This window comes from Moorella mulderi DSM 14980 (assembly GCF_001594015.1).
GTDB lineage: Bacteria > Bacillota > DSM-521 > Neomoorellales > Neomoorellaceae > Neomoorella > Neomoorella mulderi.
Genome location: NZ_LTBC01000003.1, coordinates 250,470 through 270,604 on the forward strand (window position 1 = coordinate 250,470; position 20,135 = coordinate 270,604).

Genomic DNA, 20,135 nt, shown 5'->3' on the forward strand with positions numbered 1-20,135 from the left:
TCAATTATCCTTTCGCCAACAGTTCCTCATTTCCTCCCACAGCGAGAGAGGCACGGCTACCTTTAACCTGACTTTACTGTCATAGTCCGTTTCTACCACCCTGCCGCCGCGGCTGTTTACAGTATAAAGTACCTGGTCCAGTTCGGCATAGTTGCAGGTGAGCTCCAGTTCCCGTGTCACGACCCGCCGGATGCTCCCTGCCTCTTCCAGGACGCGGCGGGCCGCCTGGCCGTAGGCTTCAATTAGCCCCCGCACCCCCAGCTTTTTGCCGCCGAAGTAACGGGTTACTACTACCGCCACGTTGGTAAGGCCCAGGCTGGTAATGGCGCCAAGAATCGGCCGCCCGGCCGTACCGCCGGGCTCGCCGGCATCGCTGTAATAAACTATTTCTTGCTTCCCCAGCCCCAGCCGGTAGGCGAAGCAGTTGTGGGTCGCCTGGCGGTGTTCGGCCTGGATCCGGGTAATGAATTCTCTGGCTGCCGCCTCACTATCTACTTCGCGGGCATGGCCAATGAAACGGGAACGCTCGATTTTAATTTCGGCTGTTGCTTCCCGGGCGACGGTAAGGTAGGAAGCGTCATTTTCTATGGAAGCGCCACTTTTGGCAGCTAAGCCGTTAGGCTGCTCTTCTTTTCTTTTCATAGTGCAAACAGCTCCCTCAACGCTTCCTGCAGGGCATAAAAAAAAGAAGTCCCTGCCACACTGCCCTGATATTCTTTGAGCCGGCGTTTATCTACAGCCCGAAGCTGGTCCGGCAGGGCCCTGGTTACCTTACCGTGAAACGATATTTCCGGCCGGAAGGTAGCAGATTTAGCACCGGTAGAAAGTGGTACGATAACTATCGTCGAAAGATAGTTGAAGGGTTCATCGGAAACCACCACCCCGTAATGCGGTCCTCGCAAGATGTGACCGGTTCCTTCCAGGCTTACCCTGAAAATGTCCCCCGGCCGTGGCACTTCGCCGGGCATCAAATTTCACCCCTTTCAGCCTGCGCCATACGCTCTGCATAATCGGCTAAATCGGCTTCGGCAAGGGTAACCAGGTTTTCTCCTCCTGCCAGCCGCTTGCACTCGGCTGCAATTTTTGCGCGCTTTAATTCCCGTACATACTTCTCAACTGCCCTGCGCACAAAATCGCTTAAGGTCGGAAACTCTTCCGGGTCCCGTACTGCTTCAATAGCTTTGAGCAGCTCCGCCGGCATCCTAACTGTCGTACGTAATTGTTCCATATTATTGCCTCCCTCTTGTCTGCCGTTACTTTCATTCTAACATTTCCCCCATAAAGATCAAGTGATATATAAAATCCCCACCGTTTGGGAAATAACAAGTCCAACGGTGGGGATCTGGAGTCATCTCCTCTATCAGGTTAAACCCGCGGCTGGCTGGCTGCCAGGACCCAAACTTCCGTTACCTGCGGTAAACTTTCCGGCCGCAGGTCGATCTTCCCCTCCCCGAAGCGGCGCACATTGGCCCGCCCGGCCGTAAATTCGTCAACCCCGGCAATGGGGAAGCCCTGCATGCCCGCGACCAGGTAATGCATGGGCAGGACTACCCGCGGCTTTAGTGCCTCCACCACCTGCCAAGCCTGGCCGGCATCAATGGTAAAGTACCCGCCCACAGGGATCATCAATACATCCACCCTACCAATCTGCCGCACCTGTCCATCATTAAGAACATGCCCCAGGTCACCAAGGTGGGCCAGGCGAAGATCGCCTACCTCCAGGACGAAAATGGCGTTTTTGCCCCGTTTGGCGCCGGCTGCGTCGTCGTGGTATGTAGGCACCGTATAGGCGTGGACATCTTTAAAGGTCACGTCAACTTGCGCCCAGTCTCCCTCCGGCGTCAAACCCCGCCAGATTACCGGGTGGCCCTTGATATTGTCCAGGTAATTGTGGTCAAAATGCTCATGGGATATAGTCACCACGTCAGCCGTGACCACCGGCGCCGCCGGTGAAACCTGCGGGCCGTAAGGGTCGGTCACCAGCCGCACCCCCGCCGGGGTTTCCAGGTAAAAACTCGCATGTCCTAACCACTGCATCTAACCGGACCTCCTTAAAGCATTTAATTGTAACTTGGACAGCTTGCTGGATAAGTTACGAATTTTAATATCATGCTCCCCCAGCATGGCTGACATTGAATTCTGGCTTTCCCCCAGCTCCTCCAGTTTGTGCAGGACTTCCACCCGGAATTCGCTCAGCATACCGACCTGATTAAAAGTGGCGTTCAGCCGCTGCTCCATCCTGTTGAGCCTTTCTGTAAGATCTCGCCTGGTATCATAAAGTTCCTCCCGGACGCCTGTAATCTGCGCGCCAAGCTCTTGCCGGGTGTTGTGGAGCTCACTGCGGACATCTGCAACCTGAGCGGCCAGTTCCGTCCGGGTGCCGGCAATCTCCCCGCGCAACTCTTCCCTGACGCCGGCAATCTCTCCGCGCAACTCTTCCCTGACATTGGTTATTTCCCCACGCAGCTCTTTCCGGACGTTGGTTATCTCACCGCGCAGTTCTTCTCGTACCCCGGTAATCTGCTCCGTGAGTTCTTCCCGTACGCTGATGATCTGCTCCTGAAGTTCCTCACGAACTCCTGTGAGCTTCTCCAACAGTTCTTCCCTTACGTTAGTAATCTCCCCGCGTAGCTCTTTCCTGACGTTATCTATCTCACCGCGCAGTTCTTCTCGTACCCCGGTAATCTGCTCCGTGAGTTCTTCCCGTACACCATTAATCTGCTCCGTGAGTTCCCCTCTTGTTGTATTAAGCTCCTGCCTGGTCTGCTTAAGCTCTATAGCTATCTGCTGTACTAGACCATAGAGGGCATCAATTTTATCCTGCATCATCTCCATCTCTCCCAATTGCCAGTCGCTTTATCCTTATTTTAGCAATTCTTAGTTTGCCTGTCCATCTAGAGATTGATACGGAGCGGTCATTCTTCATTGGTTCCCTCTTGTCCGGATTTTTTCTCCTCGCGTATGGCTGCTAACTGCCTGGACAGCGTGCGTATTTTTACCATATGTTCACCTAAAACAGCTATCATCGACCTTTGGTTTTCGTACAGTTCTTCAATTAATGCCAGCAGCCTGTGATAACGACGCTCGCGCCGGCGCATTTTTCTCGTTCTGCCCATCTCGCCATCTCCTTATTCATCTATTTTCTCGCTCTTTGGTAAAACCTCAAAACCCATTTGTCGGAAATGATTGTCAAAGGTAAAAGCCTGGCGGCAGTTCAATCTCTGCATAACGGCGAAGCTAGTACAATCTGTATAACTAAAACCTTTATTAGCATGCATTTGCGCTATTTCCCAGGCTTTTACTTCATCCGCTTCCTCTACCCGTACAATTCTAAGGATTTTACTCGCCTTTAACGACTTTCCTATTGCAATAGCCGCACTATTATTCCGGCAGAAATAGGCATAAACTTCAGCAAAAACAAAGTTCGTAGTTACAGGGATAAGCCTGTGGTCCCGCAAGTTATCAGGGGTAAAAAAATTCACTGCAGCCCGGTGATGAGAATCGTCGTTATCATAAAGAGCTATCCAGGCTGAAGTATCAATAAATAGAAATTCCTTTTTCCTCCCCTGCTGTTGCTGCATGTTACCTGTCCCCACAGCATTGCCGGTAAATATACCGGTCATGATTTACCGAGCCATCGCTGCGTCCGGTGGAAATACTTCTCTGCCCCAGGTGAAAAATAGGGTCCTCAGGGTCGATCTCTTCCTGTTTGTTTTGTTCCTTAGCTATCAATTGCCGGACTACCTCAGCCATGCTGGTATTATAGCTGGCGGCACGCTCCTTTAAAAATTGATACTGTTCTTCATCCAGGTAAAGCTGGGTGCGATATTTGTACTCCATGTCCATCACCTCGCTATTTACAGCATACAGCATTACAGCGCAGGTGTCAAGAAGTATTAAGAATGACGTATATGCAAAAAAGTAGCCAACTCCACCTTCTGGGAGTTGGCCGCATTTTACTCATCTTCCGGCAACAGGGGCAATGTATCAGCTCCATGGGTTAAAACTGTCACCTTAGCTCCTTTCCCCAGCCGCGCCCAGGCCTGGTCCAGAGCTTCTTCCACTGTAGCAGCGTGTTTAAAGCCCAGTTTGGCCGCCATCTCGGGGCCGATACCATGGGAAACCAGGCAAACCTCAGCGTGCTGCCGCACCTTGGCCCAGGCCAGGGCCAGCGCCCCCGCCACCTTATCCTTTATGATCCCCTCCTCAATCTGGGCGTCAATATCATCCGGGCTCTGGCCGGCAAATTCCAGCATCTCCGGGTGGGTGACTGCCACTCCTTCCGGGCAAGGAGTAACAATAATTATGCTGCCGCCCTCTTCCACCAGCATATCGCACGGGTATAATGTCTTGTGGGCCTGCCAGAACTCCAGGTCACAAGGGTAAGAGCTGGCCAGTACAATGGGCGTCCTCCCCGGGGCAGGAATGCCATAAACCCGACGGCTCGTCTCCACCCCGGCGCGGAAAGCCTGGCGTATATCACCAAAGAAGGCTTTAACCACCTGTCCCTGGGGGTCCAGAACCGTATTAAAGACGTATTTTACTCCCGCTTTGTCGGCTATGGCCTCCATCTCTTCCCGCACTTTATTTTCCACTATCCCCAGCATGTTACGCCGGGTCCGCACACTCAATAAATGGGTGGCCGCGGTGGTATCCTCTCCACATATGCCAGGCTGGACAATTTTGGCCCCGCCGCTGTAGCCAGGAATATGATGGGGAACGATGCTCCCAATACCGATAACGATATCTGCTTCCAGCACCAGTCTGTTTACCTTTACCGGTGTGCCGTTTTCCGTAAGGCCGAAATCATGAAGTGTAGCCGGGTTACGGAAATCATGGTTTATCACTTCAACCTCGGTTAAAACTCCGGCACCCAGCTTGTGTTTCAACTCTTCCGGCGTCATGGGCCGGTGGGTACCCAGGGCCATGAGGATTTTGATATTTTCCTTGCGGACGCCCCCGCCGGCTAATTCCCTGAGTATGGCCGGGACAATGAGATTGGCCGGCGTCAGGCGGGTGTTGTCGTCACAGAGGATAACTACCCGGGTGGTTGGTGATACTATTTTACTTAGTGCCTGGCAACCGATAGGATTTGCTAAAGCCTCCTGAATCTTTTCAGCAGCAGGAGGTATTTCTTCCATGGCTATTGGTGATAAAACTGCTGCTATTTTTTCTCTTTGAATACGAAAGGTAAGTTGGTCGGTTCCGTAAGGTAGACTGATTCGGCAACTCACTTAATACTTCCCCTTCCGGCCCAGTAATAAATAACCCGTTCACAAAATGCCTAAGCCATATACATACCGCCATTAATATCAATGGTGGCACCGGTGATCCACTCGGCTGCATCGGAAGCCAGGTAGACGGCCATCTCGGCCACATGCCAGGGCTGCCCAAGCTTGCCCAGAGGTATGGCCGCTAGGATCTCTTCCATTTTTTCTTCAGAAAAGGCTCGGGTCATTTCGCTAACCATAGTACCGGGCGCTATGGCATTGACCGTAATATTATAGGGAGCTAACAGCCGGGCTAAAGCTTTAGTTAACCCGATAATGCCGGCTTTCGAAGCCGAATAATGACAACCCGGTGCTATACCCCCGGCCCTGCCGGCAAAGGAAGAGATGTTAATTATTCTCCCATATTGCTGGCCCTTCATTATCTCCGCTACTGCCTGCGAACAGAAAAAACAGCTTTTGAGATTGACGGCTAAAACTTGATCCCACTCTTCTTCGGTAATTTTATCCAGGGGTGTCGTCGGGCATATGCCGGCATTATTCACCAGGATATCAATCCTGCCGTAAGTTTTTAGAGTAATATCTACCATTTCTTGAATGCTTTTAACATTTGAAACGTCTACAGTAATACCTATGGCCTGCCCTGCATAGCCTATCTCCCTGGCGGTTTCTGGAGCATTATATAAATCAGCTACGACTACTTTCGCCCCCCGGTTAACGAACCTGGCAGCCATTTCCCTGCCAATACCCCGTCCCGAACCGGTAATAATAGCAACTCTTCCTGCAAGCATAATTGTTCCACCTCATAAACAGTTTTTTCATGTCTCTCTAAAAAACGCTTGTTCTTTCTCAAGAAAACTACCTCATATAAAGGCCACCGTTCACATCAAGGACAGCTCCCGTAATATAGCTCGCCCATTTACTGGCAAGGAACAAAGCGCATAAAGCTATTTCTTCCGGTTCGGCCATGCGCTTTAACGGGACAAGGTTTAAAAACTCCTGTAATCTTTCGGGAGGAAGGTTGGCCATCATTCTGGTATCTACCGGACCGGGGGCAATGGTGTTAACACATATGCCATCGGCGGCATACTGGCGGGCCAGGCCGCGCGTAAGGGTTAACACGGCACCTTTAAAGGTGTTATAAACAATTGAATTATCGAAACCGCCGCTATGGGCACCCTGGGAAGAAAAATTGATAATCCGTCCGTATTTAGCCTTTTTCATTACCTCAACAGCAGCCCGGGCAAGGAAAAATTGGCTCTTCAGGTTTACATCATGGATTCGCTGCCAAGATGTTTCATCTACCCGGTCCAGGGGGATACGCAGGATGATGGCGGCAATATTTACCAGGATATCCAGCCGGCCATAAGTACTTTCTGTTACCCTTACCACGTCTTCACATTCTTCTACTCGCGCTAGATCTTTAACCAGAGGCAAATGAAGATCTGGATTGTTAGGCAACTGCGACATCGTATTGTTGAGTTCATCAGCATCTATATCTACAGCAACTACCTTTGCCCCTGCGGCAGCAAAAACCCTGGCTGTGGCGCGGCCCACACCGCGTCCGGCACCGGTGATAATAGCAACCCTTCCCTCTATACCTAGATCTAAAAGGCCATTAAACATTTTTCCTCTCCTTCGCCTTGTTAACTTTGCCCGGTTACCAGCCTGGCAATTTCACACCAGCGTAAAATTTTCTTGTAATCATCTTCCGGATGGTCATTCATCACCTGGAAGGCATCGGCCCGGATACTGAAGGCTGCTTTACCCCGCAGGGAATTGACCAGGTATTCCAGCTTGCTTTGCATCTGCTCCTCGCTGGCTTCAATTACATCGTCCACCGGGTCCAGGCAAACATCAAAGGCCACTTCCGGGGCAAATAACTTTAACGCATCTCCCGGATCTGTCCACGGCGAGATATGGAGCATTTCCAGGTCCGGGAGCTTCCTGATTACGGGTAGTAGTTTGGTCAAATTACCACAGCTATGAAAGTAGACAATACCCCCATGAAAATCGCTTAATTCCCGTTCGTAAGGTAAAATAGCGTCTTGATAGAGGGCCGGGCTGATGACATTGCCATCTATTTCATCGTTATATAATTTAGCCTTGGTAATGGGCTGGCCGATAAATTTAGCCCTGGCCTTACTCCATTCTTTATGGGCGTCAACAATAAAGCGTAATAAGCGTTGTACCCATTCAGGATTGAGGATGGTATCCATCAGTAAGTTTTGCATGCCCCGCAGGTGCATGGCCACGCCAAAGGGGCCAAACACCCAGTCCGGGAAAATTACCGGTAACCTGCCTTTAACTATTTCATTAAAGCGTTCATAGAATTCATGGACCCGGGGCATCAGCCCGCTCTTATAAAAATCGGGCATCTCCAACCTGTCCAGGTCATCATATTCCTTTAACACCGGTTCACTGGCAATCCAGGGACCGCGATCTTCATGCCAGACAACGGGAATGCCAAATAAACTTAATTCAAAAACAACCCCCGGCCAGGGGGTTACCTCGCCGGTAAAATGAGTATTATCCTGAAAAACCCTGAATTTATGCAGGTTCATCTTTAGCTGGCCGGCGAGGTAAGCCTCGGGCTCGCTCCAGAAACGCGCTATATCTAGGCCGAGGATGACGGCCCACAGGGAAATATCAGGTTCTACTACAAAGGGTACCGGGCCGCCAGCCAGGAGGGCCGGCAGGCCGCGCCAGTTACCCCTGGCCCAGGGTGGCTGGGGCCGCCAGAACCGGGCGTTGTATGCATTGCGATCACTGTGGACGACCTCGACCATTTCCTCTACCAGACGCTCTAACTCGGCGTTACTCATTCCCTTTACCTCTTTTTCAAAATTGATAGCAGTTGGGAAGCCGGTCACAGGGAAATGTTTTCTAAAAGCCCTGTCACTGCCTGCAAGAACCTGGCCGCCAGGGCACCATCAATGACCCGGTGATCTACCGCCAGGGTGACTTTAGCTACCGGCCTGATCCTGATATCCCCTTCCTCGCTTACTACCAGGCGCTTTTTGGTAGCGCCGACAGCCAGGATGGCGCTCTCGGGGGGATTAATAATGGCCGTAAACTCATCCACGCCGTACATGCCCAGGTTACTAACAGTAAATGTTCCTCCCTCTACCTGATCGGCTATTAATTTGCCTTCCCGGGCCAGCTGCACCAGGTTGGTGCGTTCGGCGGCAATTTCCTGGAGAGATTTCTTATCGGCGTTTTTTATTACCGGCACGATTAAACCTTTACCGGCATCTACGGCAATGCCCACATTCACTTCAGCATGCCGGAGGATTTCATCTCCCGCCAGGGTAACATTGATCGCCGGGTACTCGCGTAAGGCCCGGGACACGGCATAGACAAAGAAATCGGTCAGGGTTACTTTATAATTAAGCTCATCCTTGAGCTTGAGGCAGGTTGCCATATCTATTTCTCTGGTAAAGTAAACATGGGGACGTTCCTGGGCGCTCCGGGATAACCGCTCGGCTATGATCTTCCTGATGCCTTCCAGGGGGATAGAATCCTTTTGTGCGGAGGTCGACTCCAGGTATTTGATTACATCTTCCTCAATAATCCGTCCATTTTCTCCGGAGCCCTCAATTTTGCTGAGGTCAACCCCTTTCTCCCGGGCCAATTTCTTCGCCCGGGGTGTGGCCAGGATGGGTTTATCTTTTGGTGCTGCTCCCGGTCTTTCTTCTTCAATCCCCGGCATTGCTGCCCCCCTTGCCTGGCCGGCGTTTGTTTGTACATTGTCGCCGCTACCTAATAACTCGCTGATATCTTCATCGGCCGAGCCAATAATGGCCACGGGGGTAGTTACCGGCACCGTTTCACCTTCGGCAATGAGAATCTTCCGCAGGATACCTGCCTCCCTGGCTTCTACTTCCATGGTTACTTTATCGGTTTCAATTTCAAAGAGAATGTCGCCTTCATTTACTTCTTCCCCCTCCTGCTTGCACCAGTTAACGATTTTTCCTTCTTCCATAGTAACACCGAGCTTAGGTAAAAGAACCAGGGTAGCCAAAGCTGTTACGCCTCCTCTTGCTTCTAAAATGCTTACTTCAGGGATTTCCGTACCACAGCTTCAATATCTTCTTCCAAAGGTATGGCCAGCCTCTCCAGGTTGCGGTTATAGGGGATGGGCACATCATGACCAGCCACCCGCTGCGGTGGAGCGTTCAAGTAGTCAAAAGCCTGTTCCATGACCAGGGCGATAATCTCGCCGGCCATCCCGTAAGTCCGCGGTGCTTCGTGGACTACTATCAGGCGGCCTGTTTTTTTAACGGATGCCACAATTAACTCCGTATCCAGGGGTCTTATAGTCCGCGGGTCGATTACTTCGACGCTTATGCCCTCCCGGGCTAACTTTTCGGCTACGGCCAGGGACCTTTCTACCATCACCCCGGTAGCCACTACCGTAACATCTTCACCACTACGCTTAATATCGCCTTTGCCGATAGGGATAGTATACTCTTGCTCCGGCACTTCGCCTTTTTTAAAATACAGGACGCGGGGTTCCAGGAAGACCACAGGATTATAATCATTGATAGCCGCTTTAAGCAAGCCTTTGGCATCATAAGGAGTAGAAGGCATAATCACCTTTAAACCCGGGATATGGGCATAGAGTACCTCCAGGCTCTGAGAGTGCTGGGCCGCCTGCTGGCGCCCGGAACCGCTGGACATGCGGAAGACTACCGGTATAGTTGCCTGGCCGCCAAACATATAGCGGCTCTTGGCGGCGGAATTGATTATCTGGTCCATAGCTATAAAGCTGAAATCAGAAAACATGAATTCGGCTACGGCCTTGGTCCCGGTAAGGGCGGCTCCATAGGCTGCTCCTGCTATGGCGGACTCAGAAATAGGGGTATCCAGGACCCGGCCGGGAAATTCCTCCATTAACCCCTTGGTGCACGTAAAGGCACCGCCGCGCAGTCCTATCTCTTCCCCCAGGATGAATATATTTGGATCTTTGCGCATCTCTTCCCGCAAAGCTTCATTAATGGCTTCGGCCATGGTAATCTGTCGCATTATTGTCTAAGACTCCTTCCCCCATTTATTTTTCAAAGTAAACGTCTGTGAATAGATCGGCAGGTTCCGGCTCCGGGCTGGCCAGGGCATAATCCAGGGCTTCAGCAATGGCTTTCCCGGCAGCAGCCTTTAAACCATCGATCTCCTCCTGGCAGCAAAGTTTATTTGCCAGCAGATATTTTTCCAGGAATAAAATCGGGTCCTTTTCCTTCCACCTTTCCAGTTCTCCCGGCGGCCGGTAAGTGCAGGGGTCGCCTACATAATGGCCATACCAGCGGTAGGTAACTGCTTCAATCAGGGTCGGGCCATCACCCTGGCGGGCACGTTCGACTGCTTCCCCTACAGTCTTGTAGACTTCGAAGATATTGTTACCATCAATTGTCACGCCGGGCATGCCATAACTGCCGGCTCTAACGGATATCTTGTCAATTTTAGTCGAACGAGCGAATGAGGTACTGACCGCATAACCATTATTTTCGCAGATAAAGACTACCGGCAGGCTGTACAAGGCAGCCATATTCAAGGATTCATGAAAACTCCCGGTATTGGCGGCACCATCACCGAAGAAATTTACGCATACGTTTTTCTGTCCCCGGATCTTAAACGAGAGGGCCGAACCTACGGCAATGCCGCAGCCTGCGCCGACTATACCCTGCGCCCCCAGGACGCCTACGGACATATCGACGATATGCTGGGAACCGCCTTTTCCCTTGCAGAGGCCATTCTTGCGAGCCAGGAGCTCGGCCATCATACCTTTCAAGTCGGCCCCTTTGGCAATACAATGACCGTGACCGCGGTGGCTGGTGACAATGGTATCCTCCCGCTTTAAATTAGCGCAGGCACCGACGGCAATTGCTTCTTCACCAACGCTGACATGCATGCCGCCGTAGGCCAGGTTTTTCTGGTATAAATCAAGCAAATTCTCCTCAAAATTACGGATAATCCACATGTCATAATACATTTTTGTTAGTTGCTCTTTTGACAAAGATGTTGTCACGTCCACTTTTATGCCCCCTCAAAAAATGAATTAAAACGCTGCCTTCAGTATTTCAATCAGATCCGCTTCGGTCACTCGCCGCGGGTTACCCCTGACCAACCGCTCGATCTTTATGGTTTCCGCGGCAATAGCAGGTAGCTCTTCCTCTTTTATACCTATTTCCCGCAGGCGGGTGGCGATGCCGATATCTTCCTGTAACTTCTTAATAGCTGCCACACCTCTGCCGGCCGCTTCTATTGCAGAGAGGCCGGCTACGCTTTCCCCGAAGAGTTCAGCAATGCGCTTCAGTTTAGGCATACAGGCCGTTAAATTAAAGTCCACCACATATGGCAACATCAATCCAATCAAACAACCATGGGAAGCGTGAGTGCGTTTTGCCAGGGGGAAACTAAATGCGTGAACCAGGCCGAGACCGGAATTGCCAAAGGCCATCCCGGCGATTAAACTTGCTAAAGACATGTTGTACCTGGCTTCTTCATTTTGCCCCTGGAAAACTGCCAGGCGCAGGTTACCGGCTATCAGGCCGATTGCTTTTTCTGCCAGGACCTCGGTTAATTCGGTCGAACCGCCGAAGATATAATCTTTGTCCGGGGGCAGGTATTTACTAGATACAGCTATATAAGACTCCACGGCATGGCCAAGAGCATCTATGCCGGTTTCCGCTGTTACCCGCGGGGGCATGCTTAAGGTCAATAAGGGATCAACTATGGCCACCCAGGGGCGGATATTATTGTCAGTTATACCACCTTTCAAGCCCATTTCTTCGTCTTCCAGGACCGACACCGGGGTAACCTCTGAACCTGTCCCGGCTGTAGTTGGAATGGCGATAATAGGAATGGTCCGGCCCGGCACCTTGTTTTCGTCAAAGTAATCAGCCGGGTTGCCGCCAAAGGTAGCCAGGATAGCAGCCGCCTTGGCAACGTCTATGGAGCTGCCGCCGCCCAGGCCGATGGTTGCGTCACAGCCTTGCTCTTTCAAAACGGCAGCCGCGGCTATAGCTGTCCCCGTCGTTGGTTCCGGTATACCGTTATCCCAGAAAACATAATCAAACCCTGCCAGTACCTCTTTTATCCTCAACCCTATTCTTGAGCCGCCGATATTTTTGTCCGTAACAATAAAAGGCTTGTTGACTTTTAATTTCTTTAAACACGACGGCAACTCGGTCAAAGTATCGGGCCCAAAAATAACCTGCCCGGCAATAGAATACTTCCACACGTTCCGCATAATACTACAACCCCCAATGTAATTTTTATATTTATCGCCACAGGCGATAAAAGCTAAATTATGTTCTGATAAACTTTCCTGGCTGTTTGTAACCACAAGAGTACCTTCTCCAGGGTATCATGGTCTCCCTCGTAGAGAGCGTCAGCCCAAATTTCCAGTTTCCTCCCGGGTGCAGCTTCTAATATGGCTTTTATTTTTTCAGCCATTATTTCCTGTGGAGCTATCAACACATCATTTACCGGGTGCATGCAACACTGAAACTTTGTTTCAGGGTTAAAAATATTGTGAGCTTCTGCTATATCAGTAGCACTGCTGATATGCATTAGCCGGGGTTTCAGTTCTTTAAGCCGCCGGAGGAAGGGGGTCAAGTTGCCGCAGCTGTGATAATACCTTGTGCCCCCATAAAAATCATTAAGGTCCTTTTCATAGGGGTAAATAAAATTCTCATATATATCCAGGGAAAATAGATTCCCATCGACTTCATCGTTAAAAAGTTCAGAGTTGGCCACATTACGGTAAACAACATATTGCCATTCATAAGCCGTATCTTTTATATCAATGCCTAAAAAACGGCAGCGAGCTTTCTCCCATTCTTTACGGCTGTGGGTTATAAAAGCCAACAGGTCATGAACAAAAGCCGGATCATCAATTAAATCTAAATAAAGATTGGTAAAACCGCGGAGCATGCAGGCCACACTCCAGGGGCCCCGTGCCCAGCCCGGAAATCTGATTTCCACCTGGCCCCCGGTTAATCTTTGCATTTCTTCGTAATCCCTGTGGATCCGGGGCATTAAACCGCTGTGATAGAAATCAGGTATTTTCAGGCGGCTTAAATCAGAGCGATTTGCAAGCACAGGGTCCCCGTACCAGGGATCGGATTCCGCCATAAATACGGGCTGCATACCAAACAGTGAAGGCTCTAATGCTACGCCATAATCAATACCGATAATTGGTTCGATGATGGTATCATCAGGTATTTCGTCATGCCAGAAAAGTTTCCATTTTATCTGGCTTTCCAAAGCAACTTCCGGATCGTTGAAGTAATCTAGAAGATTAAACCCCAGCAGGCGCCCCCAGACGCTGCGCCCCAGGCCGGCATGGAAAGTAACAGGTGCTTGAGCAATTCGTAACCGTTCATTGCGTGAAGAATTTCTTAAGCCAATAAACTTATCAAGGAAGGTTTGCATTTTAAGCCTCCTTTTTATTTAACAAAAGCCAGGCCGGGCAACCATTTTGCCAGGGCTGGAAAATATGCTGTTAATAAGACTACTCCCCAGGGCACAAGGGCGAAGGGCAATAAATATCTGAGCGTTTCTCTCATAGTAGTTCTGGCAATAGCCGAAGTGATAAAAAGTTGTACACCCACAGGTGGTGTAATACCTCCTAAAACCAGGCACATAGCAATTACGGTGGCAAAATGAATGGGATCATAAGCAAATTGATTCCCTATGGAAAAAAGAACAGGTATCAAAATGATGGCTGCCGCGATGGTTTCCACAAAACACCCGACTACAATCAAGAAAGCAATAATTAATAACATTACAATGTCAGGATTATTTGACAAAGAGAGTAGCCAGCTAGTAGCTATTTCCGGAAACTGTTCGCTGGCCAAAATCCAACCGAAGATAGCTGCACCAGCGACAATAATCATTACCATACTGGTAGTCATAGCTGCCTTCATAAAAATGAGGGGTATATCTTTTAAAGAATACTCGCGGTAAATAAAGTAGCCTACTATAAACGAATATACTGCCACAATAACTCCGGCTTCGGTTGCCGTAAATACACCCCCTAAAATACCACCAACGACGATAAGAGGAGCAATAAGGGCCCAGATGGCCTCAATAAAACTTTGACCCAGTTCTCTCCACTCAAATTTGCCGGTCGCAATGATATTTAATTTTTTAGCCTGCCAGTAGTTAACTACCATTAAACCCAGGGCAATTAATATACCAGGAATAGCCCCCGCCAAAAACAGCTTGCCAATTGATAATCCCGTAATTGAACCATAAATGATCATAATTAAACTCGGAGGAATAATTGGTCCTAAAGAGCCGGCACAGGCCTGCAAGCTGGCAACATAGCCCTTGGGATAACCTGCCTTCACCATGGACGGGATAAGAATTGAACCGATGGCCGCCGTATCCGCCGAAGCCGACCCGGAAATCCCGGCGAAAATTGTACTAGCCACCACACAGGACATACCCAGGCCACCGCGGATAAAACCTACCAGCGCCTGGGCGAAGCGTACCATCCGGCGCGATATACCGCCGCTATCCATTAATTCACCTGCAAGCATAAAGAAGGGTATAGCCATTAATGAGAAGGAATCTATGGAAGTAATCATTCGTTGTACTGTAATTGAAATTGGAACTGAAGAAAACATTAAAGCTATCACCGAGGAAATCGCCATGCTAAAAGCAATAGGAACCCCTAAAATTAATAAGACAACAAAACTTATAAACAAAGCAGTTAGCATATATTAGTCAACCTGCCCTTCAGTACTGGCGGTTTCATTTTTATACCAGATTCGATAGATATCCAATAGGCTATAGATACCCATAAGAGCTGCACCTACTGGCACTGAAGCGTATATATAAGCCATGGGTATCCCTAAAGCCGAAGAATATTGCATCCATAAAGTAGGTAAAATAGCTAAGCCTTCCCGAAGAAGGATTAGCATTAAACCTATAATTAAAGCATCATTTATAGTTAATACAAGTTTTTTAGGAAGGCCTTTGAAATTACTAATTAAAAGATCAACACCAATATGGGTCCGCCTTTGTATGCATAGAGCGGAACCCAGGAAGACCAGCCAGATAAACATATACCGGCTTATCTCTTCAGCCCAGGTTAAGGAGTTATTGAGAACGTAGCGAAAGAACACCTGCAGGAACGAAATTGATACAAAAGATACAAATAAAAGAAACTGGATAGTATCGATGATGGAGGTGATCTTTTTTAGCATTAGATTTCTCCTCTCACTGGAAGGGGAGCTTTTCGGCTCCCCTTCCCATCAATCCTCAATAGTTTATTTCCCGGCTTCAACGATCTTTTGGATAAGATCATTGGCTCCCACTTTATCGCCATATTCTTTCCACAAGGGTTGGACGGCCTTTTGGAATTCATCTTTATTTACATCAATAACTTTCATGCCTTTTTCCTGTAATTTTTGCCCATATTGGGCATCAAGCTCCTCAGCCAGCTTGCGGCCATAAGCGCTTGCTTCTTTAGCGGCCTCAGCAATTATCTTTTGTTCCTCAGGTGATAACTTTTGCCATGTCTTTTCACTGATGTTTATAGAAAGAACAGTATACAGGTGTCCTGTTTTAACCATATACTTCGTTACTTCATACATTTTATTAGTGAAGGTTGCCTCATTTGGTTGTTCAAAACCTTCCACTACTTTAGTCTGTAAAGAAGTATATACTTCCCCCCACGGTATTACCGTCGGATTAGCGCCCAGAAGCTGGAAAGTCTTCACGTAAACCGGGGCTTCGGGTACCCTAATTTTCATGCCCTTTAAATCTTGTAAATTATGAATTTCCTTGTTCACAAAAAGGTTCCGGAACCCTGAATCCATCCAGCCGAGGGAGCGAATACCTTTGCTTAACAGGCCTTGTTGTAGCGTTTTTCCGACTTCACCGTCTTCAACATTGCGGACATGCTCATAGCTTTTCCATAAATAAGGCAAGTCACAAATTCCCCATTTAGGGTCAAAATTAGATAATAACCCGGCATCATTAATACTCATATCAATGGTCCCCAATTGCATGCCCTCCACCAGGGCGCGTTGATCACCAATGGTACCATTGGGAAAAACTTTAATCTCTATTTTCCCGTTAGATTTCTGGGCTACTAACTCCGCTAATTTTTGGCCCGTCTTCGTTACGGAATGTTCATCGGGTAGATGAGTACCCAGGCGCAATACCTTCTTTTCTGTCGTACCAGAGTTAGTTTGCTGGGTTTTGTTTTCAGCTGTTTGTTTCTCGGGTGTCTTGCCACCTGTACCGCAACCAGCAACTAAAAAGATCAAGCTTACCATTAATAACCCGGCCCAAAACTTTTTTGTCATAACTTTCAACCTCCTATCCCATATTTTTAAAGCTCTCAACCATTTTTGCAACCTCGTTTACTCTTTTTATATTCACATAATATATTTGCCTCGAACTTTATTCACCTCCTATATCCTGTCATCCCCTGCATGAGTTTCATTTGCCACATTAATGATTATTTTTATCCTTTCAAGACCAGTTTCCGGTGCCATGCCTCCAGCGGTAGAAAGCCATAAACCTCCTCCCTGACCAGCAGTTTTAATCATGGTTTTACATCGATGGCGTAATTCTTCTTCCGATGCCTGGAGCAGGTCAACTATGGGGTGCAAATTGCCCATGACACACTTTTTTAATCTAGTTTTGCTTTGCGAGAGATCATGTTTGGGGCCGATATGACAAACATTACAGGGTAGCTCAGAGATTAAATCAAGCAAATGGGGGTAATTATTCTCGTTATGGTATAACCTGATCTCCGCTTCCTTTACGAATTCAAAGACCTCGTAGAGATAGGGATGGACAAATTGGGCATATATCTGGTAATTAAGCATGCCGGGCAGGTGATCCCATACATAGATGCGCCGGGGCGGGCCTACGATTTCAATTTGAGCCCGGAGATATGCTTTAATAAAATCTGTTACTTTACGCAATAACTCATGGATTAATTCCGGAAAATCATAAATCCCGTAAAAAAATTTTTCATAACCGAGCATCAGGGCTGCTATTTCACCGGGACCCCCGCAGAAGAGATGGCCGTCCATAAAGCCGTACTTTTTTCGCAGTTTATCAGGAAGATGCTGTTGAAAATATTTAAGGTATTCCAGGTTTTTAGCTGTAAACTCGGCTTTCCTGGGATCGGGAGGTTGAAAACCGGCTATCTCCTTTACATCACGCAAAACCGGCTCGTGCAAATATGGTGGCGCATCTTTGGAAAAAACTATCCTGGCACCCATTCCTCCCAATTCTGCCACAGCACCAAAATCCGGCCAGATGCCGGGAAAAGTAAAAACGTCAGCTATTTGTTCATAAAACCATATTTGAGCATCTAACATCGTTGCAGGATCTGCGTAATACTCTTCATCCGGGATACCTGCTAAACGAGCATAAATGGCTCCCACCAGCGGTAATACTACAGGGACATGGTCAACTTCTTCAAATCTTAGCGCTCGTAATGCTTTTTCGTAAGCGCCCATCATATCACCTTTTTTCTGCGCTGAAATTAATTTATTTTTAATATCTCGCCAGTTTCACCGCCATCTTCAACGCATCCACCATACTCTCAGGGTTAGCCGTGCCCTTCCCCGCCTTACCGAAAGCTGTACCGTGATCTACAGAGGTACGGATGATTGGCAGGCCCAGGGTGATGTTGATGCCGGCCACAGAGCCCCACTTTCCGGTGGCGTCGTCGTACTGGAAGCCGATAACCTTGGTGGGGATATGCCCCTGGTCGTGGTACATGGCTACCACGGCGTCGTACTGGCCGCCGCGGAGTTTCACAAAGATAGTATCCGGCGATACTGGGCCATCGACTTGCATCCCCTCCTCGCGGGCTGCGGCGATGGCCGGGTTGATTTCCTCAATCTCTTCGCGGCCGAAAAGGCCGTCCTCGCCGGCATGGGGGTTAAGGCCCGCTACAGCAATACGGGGGCTGGCAATGCCCATTTTCAGTAGGGCATTATGGGTAAGCTCGATTACCTTCAGCACCCGCTCTTTTTTTACCAGTAACGGCACCTGGCTGTAAGCCACATGGGTGGTTACGTGGGAAACCCGGAAATTTTTATCAATGAGCATCATACAGTAATCCCGTGTTTTTGTCATGTCGGCGAAGATCTCCGTGTGGCCGGCGTAGTGATGGCCGGCCAGGTTGATGGCCTCCTTGTTAATAGGGCCGGTGGTGACGGCATCAACTTCCCCCGCCAGGGCGAGCTCGATGGCCCTGGCTATATACTGGAAGCTGGCTTCACCGCCCATACGGGTCACTTTACCGTACTCTAGCTGGCTTAAATCTACATTCTGCAGGTCCAGGACATCGATAGTGCCATATTCATAGCGGCCTTCAGTAGGACTGCCTACAGCGCGAACGGACAGGTTAACACCAGCAATCTTGACAGCTTCGTACATCAATCCGGCATCAGCTATCGCTAGAGGACGGCATATTTCGTAGATTTCCGGCAGGGCCAGGGCTTTAGCCGTAATCTCGGGACCGATCCCACAGGGATCGCCTACAGTGATTGCAATTACAGGTCTGGACATCTTCTTTCCCACTCCGCCTTAAAGATTTGCTTCCCGATTAAGGTACTTGAATACTTTTATAAAAGCGTCAGGTGGTCCAAAACCACCAGCTTTGGTGACAATGGGCAAACCTCCGGCCTGGCCGCCCTCCAGATATCCCAGTGGGATACCGGGAAGTATTTCGGTTGCTAAATTTATCCCCCTGGCACCCAGGGCACGGCAGACATGGACGGCAGTATCACCGCCAGTTATTACCAGGGCCCTCACTTTAAGACTATCCAGCAGGCGGGCCGCGATAGTGCCCAGGGCCGTAGCAATTGCTTTACTGTCAGGTTGCTCCATGCCTTCCGGATGAATGGCGGTTGGTTTGCCGTCGGCGCCATGTGCAACGTTATAGGATACCTGCCGGAACAGGCTGTCTACAGCTATAATAAGCAAATCTGGCATTGCTTCGCGGCTAACAGCAGCATTTACTGCCCGTTCGGTTTCTGCATTCTCCTGCCCGTCCAGGATAGCCTGCGTATCTACCTCATACGGACGGCAGCCGCTGAACTCGGTTAACTTTCGTACCTGAAGGGCAGTCACGGGATTGCGCGAACCGGCGATGAGAATTACAACTCCTTCCCTGGCTGGCGGAGGCCCGGGTATGGCCTCCAGGTTCCAGGCTAAAGTTAAGTGAGCAGCCAGACCGGCAGCACCGGCCAGGACTATTTTTCCAGGTAAATGCCCGGCGGCCCGGGCGATAATTTGTAAATCGTCTTCCGTTACGGCATCAAGGACGAGGACCTCGTTTGTTTTTTTAGCTGCCTCCAGGGTCGCTGCCAGTTCGGTCGCACCCCGGCGCACTGTTGACAGGTTGATCTGGCCTACGCGGCGGCCCATCTCTTGCTGGAGTACGCCAGGGACATGACAGAGGGCAGCACCGGCAATATTAACTGCGGGTTCTATCGCCGCTGCTGCTTCGGGGTTTTCCTCAATTATCAAGTACCCGTCCCGCACGAAGCGCCGGTTGGCCGGAAAGGCCGGTACTACCAAGGCGAGCCCGGCCTGCCAGGCATCCATAACCGCTTCCAGTTCGGCGCCGGGATGGCCGCGCAGGGTGGAATCAATCTTTTTATAAACCCGGCTGATAGCCGCTTTTTTTAGTTTTAAAGCAATCTCATAAACGCGCTGGTAGGCTTCAATGGCGGTCAGGTGGCGGGTATCGGCATTGATGGCTAAAACTTCCTTCTCCCAGCCTACCTGACCGATAGTTTCGGCATCAATGACGACCAGGGTTCTAAAGCCGTGCTGGCAAAACTGAGCGCCGGTATCGCTGGCTCCGGTTAAATCGTCGGCGATGATGGCTATTCTTTCCATGAAATACCCTCGCTC

The 20,135-nt window shown here is 49.6% G+C and carries 23 protein-coding genes; all 23 read right to left on the reverse strand.

The features are described from left to right. On the reverse strand, window positions 1-642 hold the full coding sequence (locus tag MOMUL_RS06440) for an IMPACT family protein (protein WP_062283048.1): 642 nt from the start codon (window positions 640-642) through the stop codon (window positions 1-3). Next, window positions 639-968, reverse strand: coding sequence for a type II toxin-antitoxin system PemK/MazF family toxin (locus MOMUL_RS06445; protein WP_062283050.1), 330 nt, complete (start codon window positions 966-968; stop codon window positions 639-641). Before MOMUL_RS06445 ends, MOMUL_RS06440 begins: the two co-directional genes overlap by 4 nt. Next, complete coding sequence (locus tag MOMUL_RS17275) at window positions 968-1,228, reverse strand: ribbon-helix-helix domain-containing protein (protein WP_236713015.1); 261 nt, start codon at window positions 1,226-1,228, stop codon at window positions 968-970. The genes MOMUL_RS06445 and MOMUL_RS17275 overlap by 1 nt, the downstream gene beginning before the upstream one ends. A 137-nt stretch (window positions 1,229-1,365) precedes the next feature. Next, complete coding sequence (locus tag MOMUL_RS06455; protein ID WP_062283055.1) at window positions 1,366-2,037, reverse strand: MBL fold metallo-hydrolase; 672 nt, start codon at window positions 2,035-2,037, stop codon at window positions 1,366-1,368. Further along, the gene (locus MOMUL_RS06460; protein ID WP_062283057.1) at window positions 2,038-2,829 is read right to left on the reverse strand and encodes a hypothetical protein; all 792 of its coding nucleotides are present in this window, start codon (window positions 2,827-2,829) and stop codon (window positions 2,038-2,040) included. It lies immediately after the preceding gene. An 86-nt stretch (window positions 2,830-2,915) separates the two neighbouring features. Next, window positions 2,916-3,116 (reverse strand): hypothetical protein, encoded by a 201-nt coding sequence (locus MOMUL_RS06465; protein ID WP_062283060.1) that lies wholly within the window; start codon window positions 3,114-3,116, stop codon window positions 2,916-2,918. A gap of 12 nt (window positions 3,117-3,128) precedes the next feature. Further along, the gene (locus tag MOMUL_RS06470) at window positions 3,129-3,623 is read right to left on the reverse strand and encodes a type II toxin-antitoxin system VapC family toxin (protein ID WP_084785509.1); all 495 of its coding nucleotides are present in this window, start codon (window positions 3,621-3,623) and stop codon (window positions 3,129-3,131) included. After that, window positions 3,583-3,840: a ribbon-helix-helix domain-containing protein gene (locus tag MOMUL_RS06475; RefSeq protein ID WP_062283066.1), complete on the reverse strand. Its 258-nt coding sequence runs from the start codon at window positions 3,838-3,840 to the stop codon at window positions 3,583-3,585. The genes MOMUL_RS06470 and MOMUL_RS06475 overlap by 41 nt, the downstream gene beginning before the upstream one ends. Before the next feature lie 116 nt (window positions 3,841-3,956). Continuing rightward, window positions 3,957-5,234 carry a nickel-dependent lactate racemase family protein gene (locus MOMUL_RS06480; RefSeq protein ID WP_062283069.1) on the reverse strand — a complete coding sequence of 426 codons (1,278 nt, stop codon included), beginning with the start codon at window positions 5,232-5,234 and terminating at the stop codon, window positions 3,957-3,959. Window positions 5,235-5,284: 50 nt separating this feature from the next. Further along, window positions 5,285-6,019 (reverse strand): 3-oxoacyl-ACP reductase family protein, encoded by a 735-nt coding sequence (locus tag MOMUL_RS06485; protein ID WP_062283072.1) that lies wholly within the window; start codon window positions 6,017-6,019, stop codon window positions 5,285-5,287. 67 nt (window positions 6,020-6,086) lie between these two features. Next, window positions 6,087-6,854 carry an SDR family NAD(P)-dependent oxidoreductase gene (locus MOMUL_RS06490; protein WP_062283073.1) on the reverse strand — a complete coding sequence of 256 codons (768 nt, stop codon included), beginning with the start codon at window positions 6,852-6,854 and terminating at the stop codon, window positions 6,087-6,089. A 20-nt stretch (window positions 6,855-6,874) separates the two neighbouring features. Next, window positions 6,875-8,053: a uroporphyrinogen decarboxylase family protein gene (locus tag MOMUL_RS06495; protein ID WP_153018275.1), complete on the reverse strand. Its 1,179-nt coding sequence runs from the start codon at window positions 8,051-8,053 to the stop codon at window positions 6,875-6,877. Window positions 8,054-8,097: 44 nt separating this feature from the next. Next, window positions 8,098-9,252 carry a dihydrolipoamide acetyltransferase family protein gene (locus MOMUL_RS06500; RefSeq protein WP_062283078.1) on the reverse strand — a complete coding sequence of 385 codons (1,155 nt, stop codon included), beginning with the start codon at window positions 9,250-9,252 and terminating at the stop codon, window positions 8,098-8,100. A 32-nt stretch (window positions 9,253-9,284) separates the two neighbouring features. Further along, window positions 9,285-10,256, reverse strand: a complete 972-nt coding sequence (locus tag MOMUL_RS06505) for an alpha-ketoacid dehydrogenase subunit beta (protein ID WP_062283081.1) — start codon at window positions 10,254-10,256, stop codon at window positions 9,285-9,287. A gap of 25 nt (window positions 10,257-10,281) precedes the next feature. Next, on the reverse strand, window positions 10,282-11,259 hold the full coding sequence (locus tag MOMUL_RS06510) for a thiamine pyrophosphate-dependent dehydrogenase E1 component subunit alpha (RefSeq protein ID WP_236713016.1): 978 nt from the start codon (window positions 11,257-11,259) through the stop codon (window positions 10,282-10,284). Window positions 11,260-11,283: 24 nt separating this feature from the next. After that, the gene (locus tag MOMUL_RS06515) at window positions 11,284-12,477 is read right to left on the reverse strand and encodes a hydroxyacid-oxoacid transhydrogenase (RefSeq protein ID WP_062283083.1); all 1,194 of its coding nucleotides are present in this window, start codon (window positions 12,475-12,477) and stop codon (window positions 11,284-11,286) included. 53 nt (window positions 12,478-12,530) lie between these two features. Then, complete coding sequence (locus MOMUL_RS06520) at window positions 12,531-13,664, reverse strand: uroporphyrinogen decarboxylase family protein (RefSeq protein WP_062283086.1); 1,134 nt, start codon at window positions 13,662-13,664, stop codon at window positions 12,531-12,533. A 14-nt stretch (window positions 13,665-13,678) separates the two neighbouring features. Next, a complete protein-coding gene (locus MOMUL_RS06525; protein ID WP_062283089.1) occupies window positions 13,679-14,956 on the reverse strand; it encodes a TRAP transporter large permease in 1,278 nt (425 codons plus the stop codon). 3 nt (window positions 14,957-14,959) lie between these two features. Continuing rightward, window positions 14,960-15,445, reverse strand: coding sequence for a TRAP transporter small permease (locus MOMUL_RS06530; protein WP_062283092.1), 486 nt, complete (start codon window positions 15,443-15,445; stop codon window positions 14,960-14,962). Window positions 15,446-15,508: 63 nt separating this feature from the next. Beyond that, window positions 15,509-16,552, reverse strand: coding sequence for a TRAP transporter substrate-binding protein (locus MOMUL_RS06535; RefSeq protein ID WP_062283095.1), 1,044 nt, complete (start codon window positions 16,550-16,552; stop codon window positions 15,509-15,511). Window positions 16,553-16,660: 108 nt separating this feature from the next. Further along, a complete protein-coding gene (locus MOMUL_RS06540) occupies window positions 16,661-17,725 on the reverse strand; it encodes a uroporphyrinogen decarboxylase family protein (RefSeq protein ID WP_084785510.1) in 1,065 nt (354 codons plus the stop codon). Between the two features lie 34 nt (window positions 17,726-17,759). After that, window positions 17,760-18,782, reverse strand: a complete 1,023-nt coding sequence (gene pdxA / locus MOMUL_RS06545) for a 4-hydroxythreonine-4-phosphate dehydrogenase PdxA (RefSeq protein WP_062283099.1) — start codon at window positions 18,780-18,782, stop codon at window positions 17,760-17,762. An 18-nt stretch (window positions 18,783-18,800) separates the two neighbouring features. Further along, entirely contained in the window at window positions 18,801-20,120 is a 1,320-nt protein-coding gene (locus tag MOMUL_RS06550) for a four-carbon acid sugar kinase family protein (protein WP_062283101.1), read from the reverse strand. Window positions 20,121-20,135: the final 15 nt, after the last annotated feature.

Excerpts from the sequence above, each read along its gene's own strand:
- MOMUL_RS06440 (WP_062283048.1), bottom strand. The coding sequence starts at position 642 with ATGAAAAGAAAAGAAGAGCAGCCTAACGGCTTAGCTGCCAAAAGTGGC.
- MOMUL_RS06445 (WP_062283050.1), bottom strand. The coding sequence starts at position 968 with ATGCCCGGCGAAGTGCCACGGCCGGGGGACATTTTCAGGGTAAGCCTG.
- MOMUL_RS17275 (WP_236713015.1), bottom strand. The coding sequence starts at position 1,228 with ATGGAACAATTACGTACGACAGTTAGGATGCCGGCGGAGCTGCTCAAA.
- MOMUL_RS06455 (WP_062283055.1), bottom strand. The coding sequence starts at position 2,037 with ATGCAGTGGTTAGGACATGCGAGTTTTTACCTGGAAACCCCGGCGGGG.
- MOMUL_RS06460 (WP_062283057.1), bottom strand. The coding sequence starts at position 2,829 with ATGATGCAGGATAAAATTGATGCCCTCTATGGTCTAGTACAGCAGATA.
- MOMUL_RS06465 (WP_062283060.1), bottom strand. The coding sequence starts at position 3,116 with ATGGGCAGAACGAGAAAAATGCGCCGGCGCGAGCGTCGTTATCACAGG.
- MOMUL_RS06470 (WP_084785509.1), bottom strand. The coding sequence starts at position 3,623 with ATGACCGGTATATTTACCGGCAATGCTGTGGGGACAGGTAACATGCAG.
- MOMUL_RS06475 (WP_062283066.1), bottom strand. The coding sequence starts at position 3,840 with ATGGAGTACAAATATCGCACCCAGCTTTACCTGGATGAAGAACAGTAT.
- MOMUL_RS06485 (WP_062283072.1), bottom strand. The coding sequence starts at position 6,019 with ATGCTTGCAGGAAGAGTTGCTATTATTACCGGTTCGGGACGGGGTATT.
- MOMUL_RS06490 (WP_062283073.1), bottom strand. The coding sequence starts at position 6,854 with ATGTTTAATGGCCTTTTAGATCTAGGTATAGAGGGAAGGGTTGCTATT.
- MOMUL_RS06495 (WP_153018275.1), bottom strand. The coding sequence starts at position 8,053 with ATGAGTAACGCCGAGTTAGAGCGTCTGGTAGAGGAAATGGTCGAGGTC.
- MOMUL_RS06505 (WP_062283081.1), bottom strand. The coding sequence starts at position 10,256 with ATGCGACAGATTACCATGGCCGAAGCCATTAATGAAGCTTTGCGGGAA.
- MOMUL_RS06515 (WP_062283083.1), bottom strand. The coding sequence starts at position 12,477 with ATGCGGAACGTGTGGAAGTATTCTATTGCCGGGCAGGTTATTTTTGGG.
- MOMUL_RS06520 (WP_062283086.1), bottom strand. The coding sequence starts at position 13,664 with ATGCAAACCTTCCTTGATAAGTTTATTGGCTTAAGAAATTCTTCACGC.
- MOMUL_RS06525 (WP_062283089.1), bottom strand. The coding sequence starts at position 14,956 with ATGCTAACTGCTTTGTTTATAAGTTTTGTTGTCTTATTAATTTTAGGG.
- MOMUL_RS06530 (WP_062283092.1), bottom strand. The coding sequence starts at position 15,445 with ATGCTAAAAAAGATCACCTCCATCATCGATACTATCCAGTTTCTTTTA.
- MOMUL_RS06535 (WP_062283095.1), bottom strand. The coding sequence starts at position 16,552 with ATGACAAAAAAGTTTTGGGCCGGGTTATTAATGGTAAGCTTGATCTTT.
- MOMUL_RS06540 (WP_084785510.1), bottom strand. The coding sequence starts at position 17,725 with ATGATGGGCGCTTACGAAAAAGCATTACGAGCGCTAAGATTTGAAGAA.
- pdxA (WP_062283099.1), bottom strand. The coding sequence starts at position 18,782 with ATGTCCAGACCTGTAATTGCAATCACTGTAGGCGATCCCTGTGGGATC.
- MOMUL_RS06550 (WP_062283101.1), bottom strand. The coding sequence starts at position 20,120 with ATGGAAAGAATAGCCATCATCGCCGACGATTTAACCGGAGCCAGCGAT.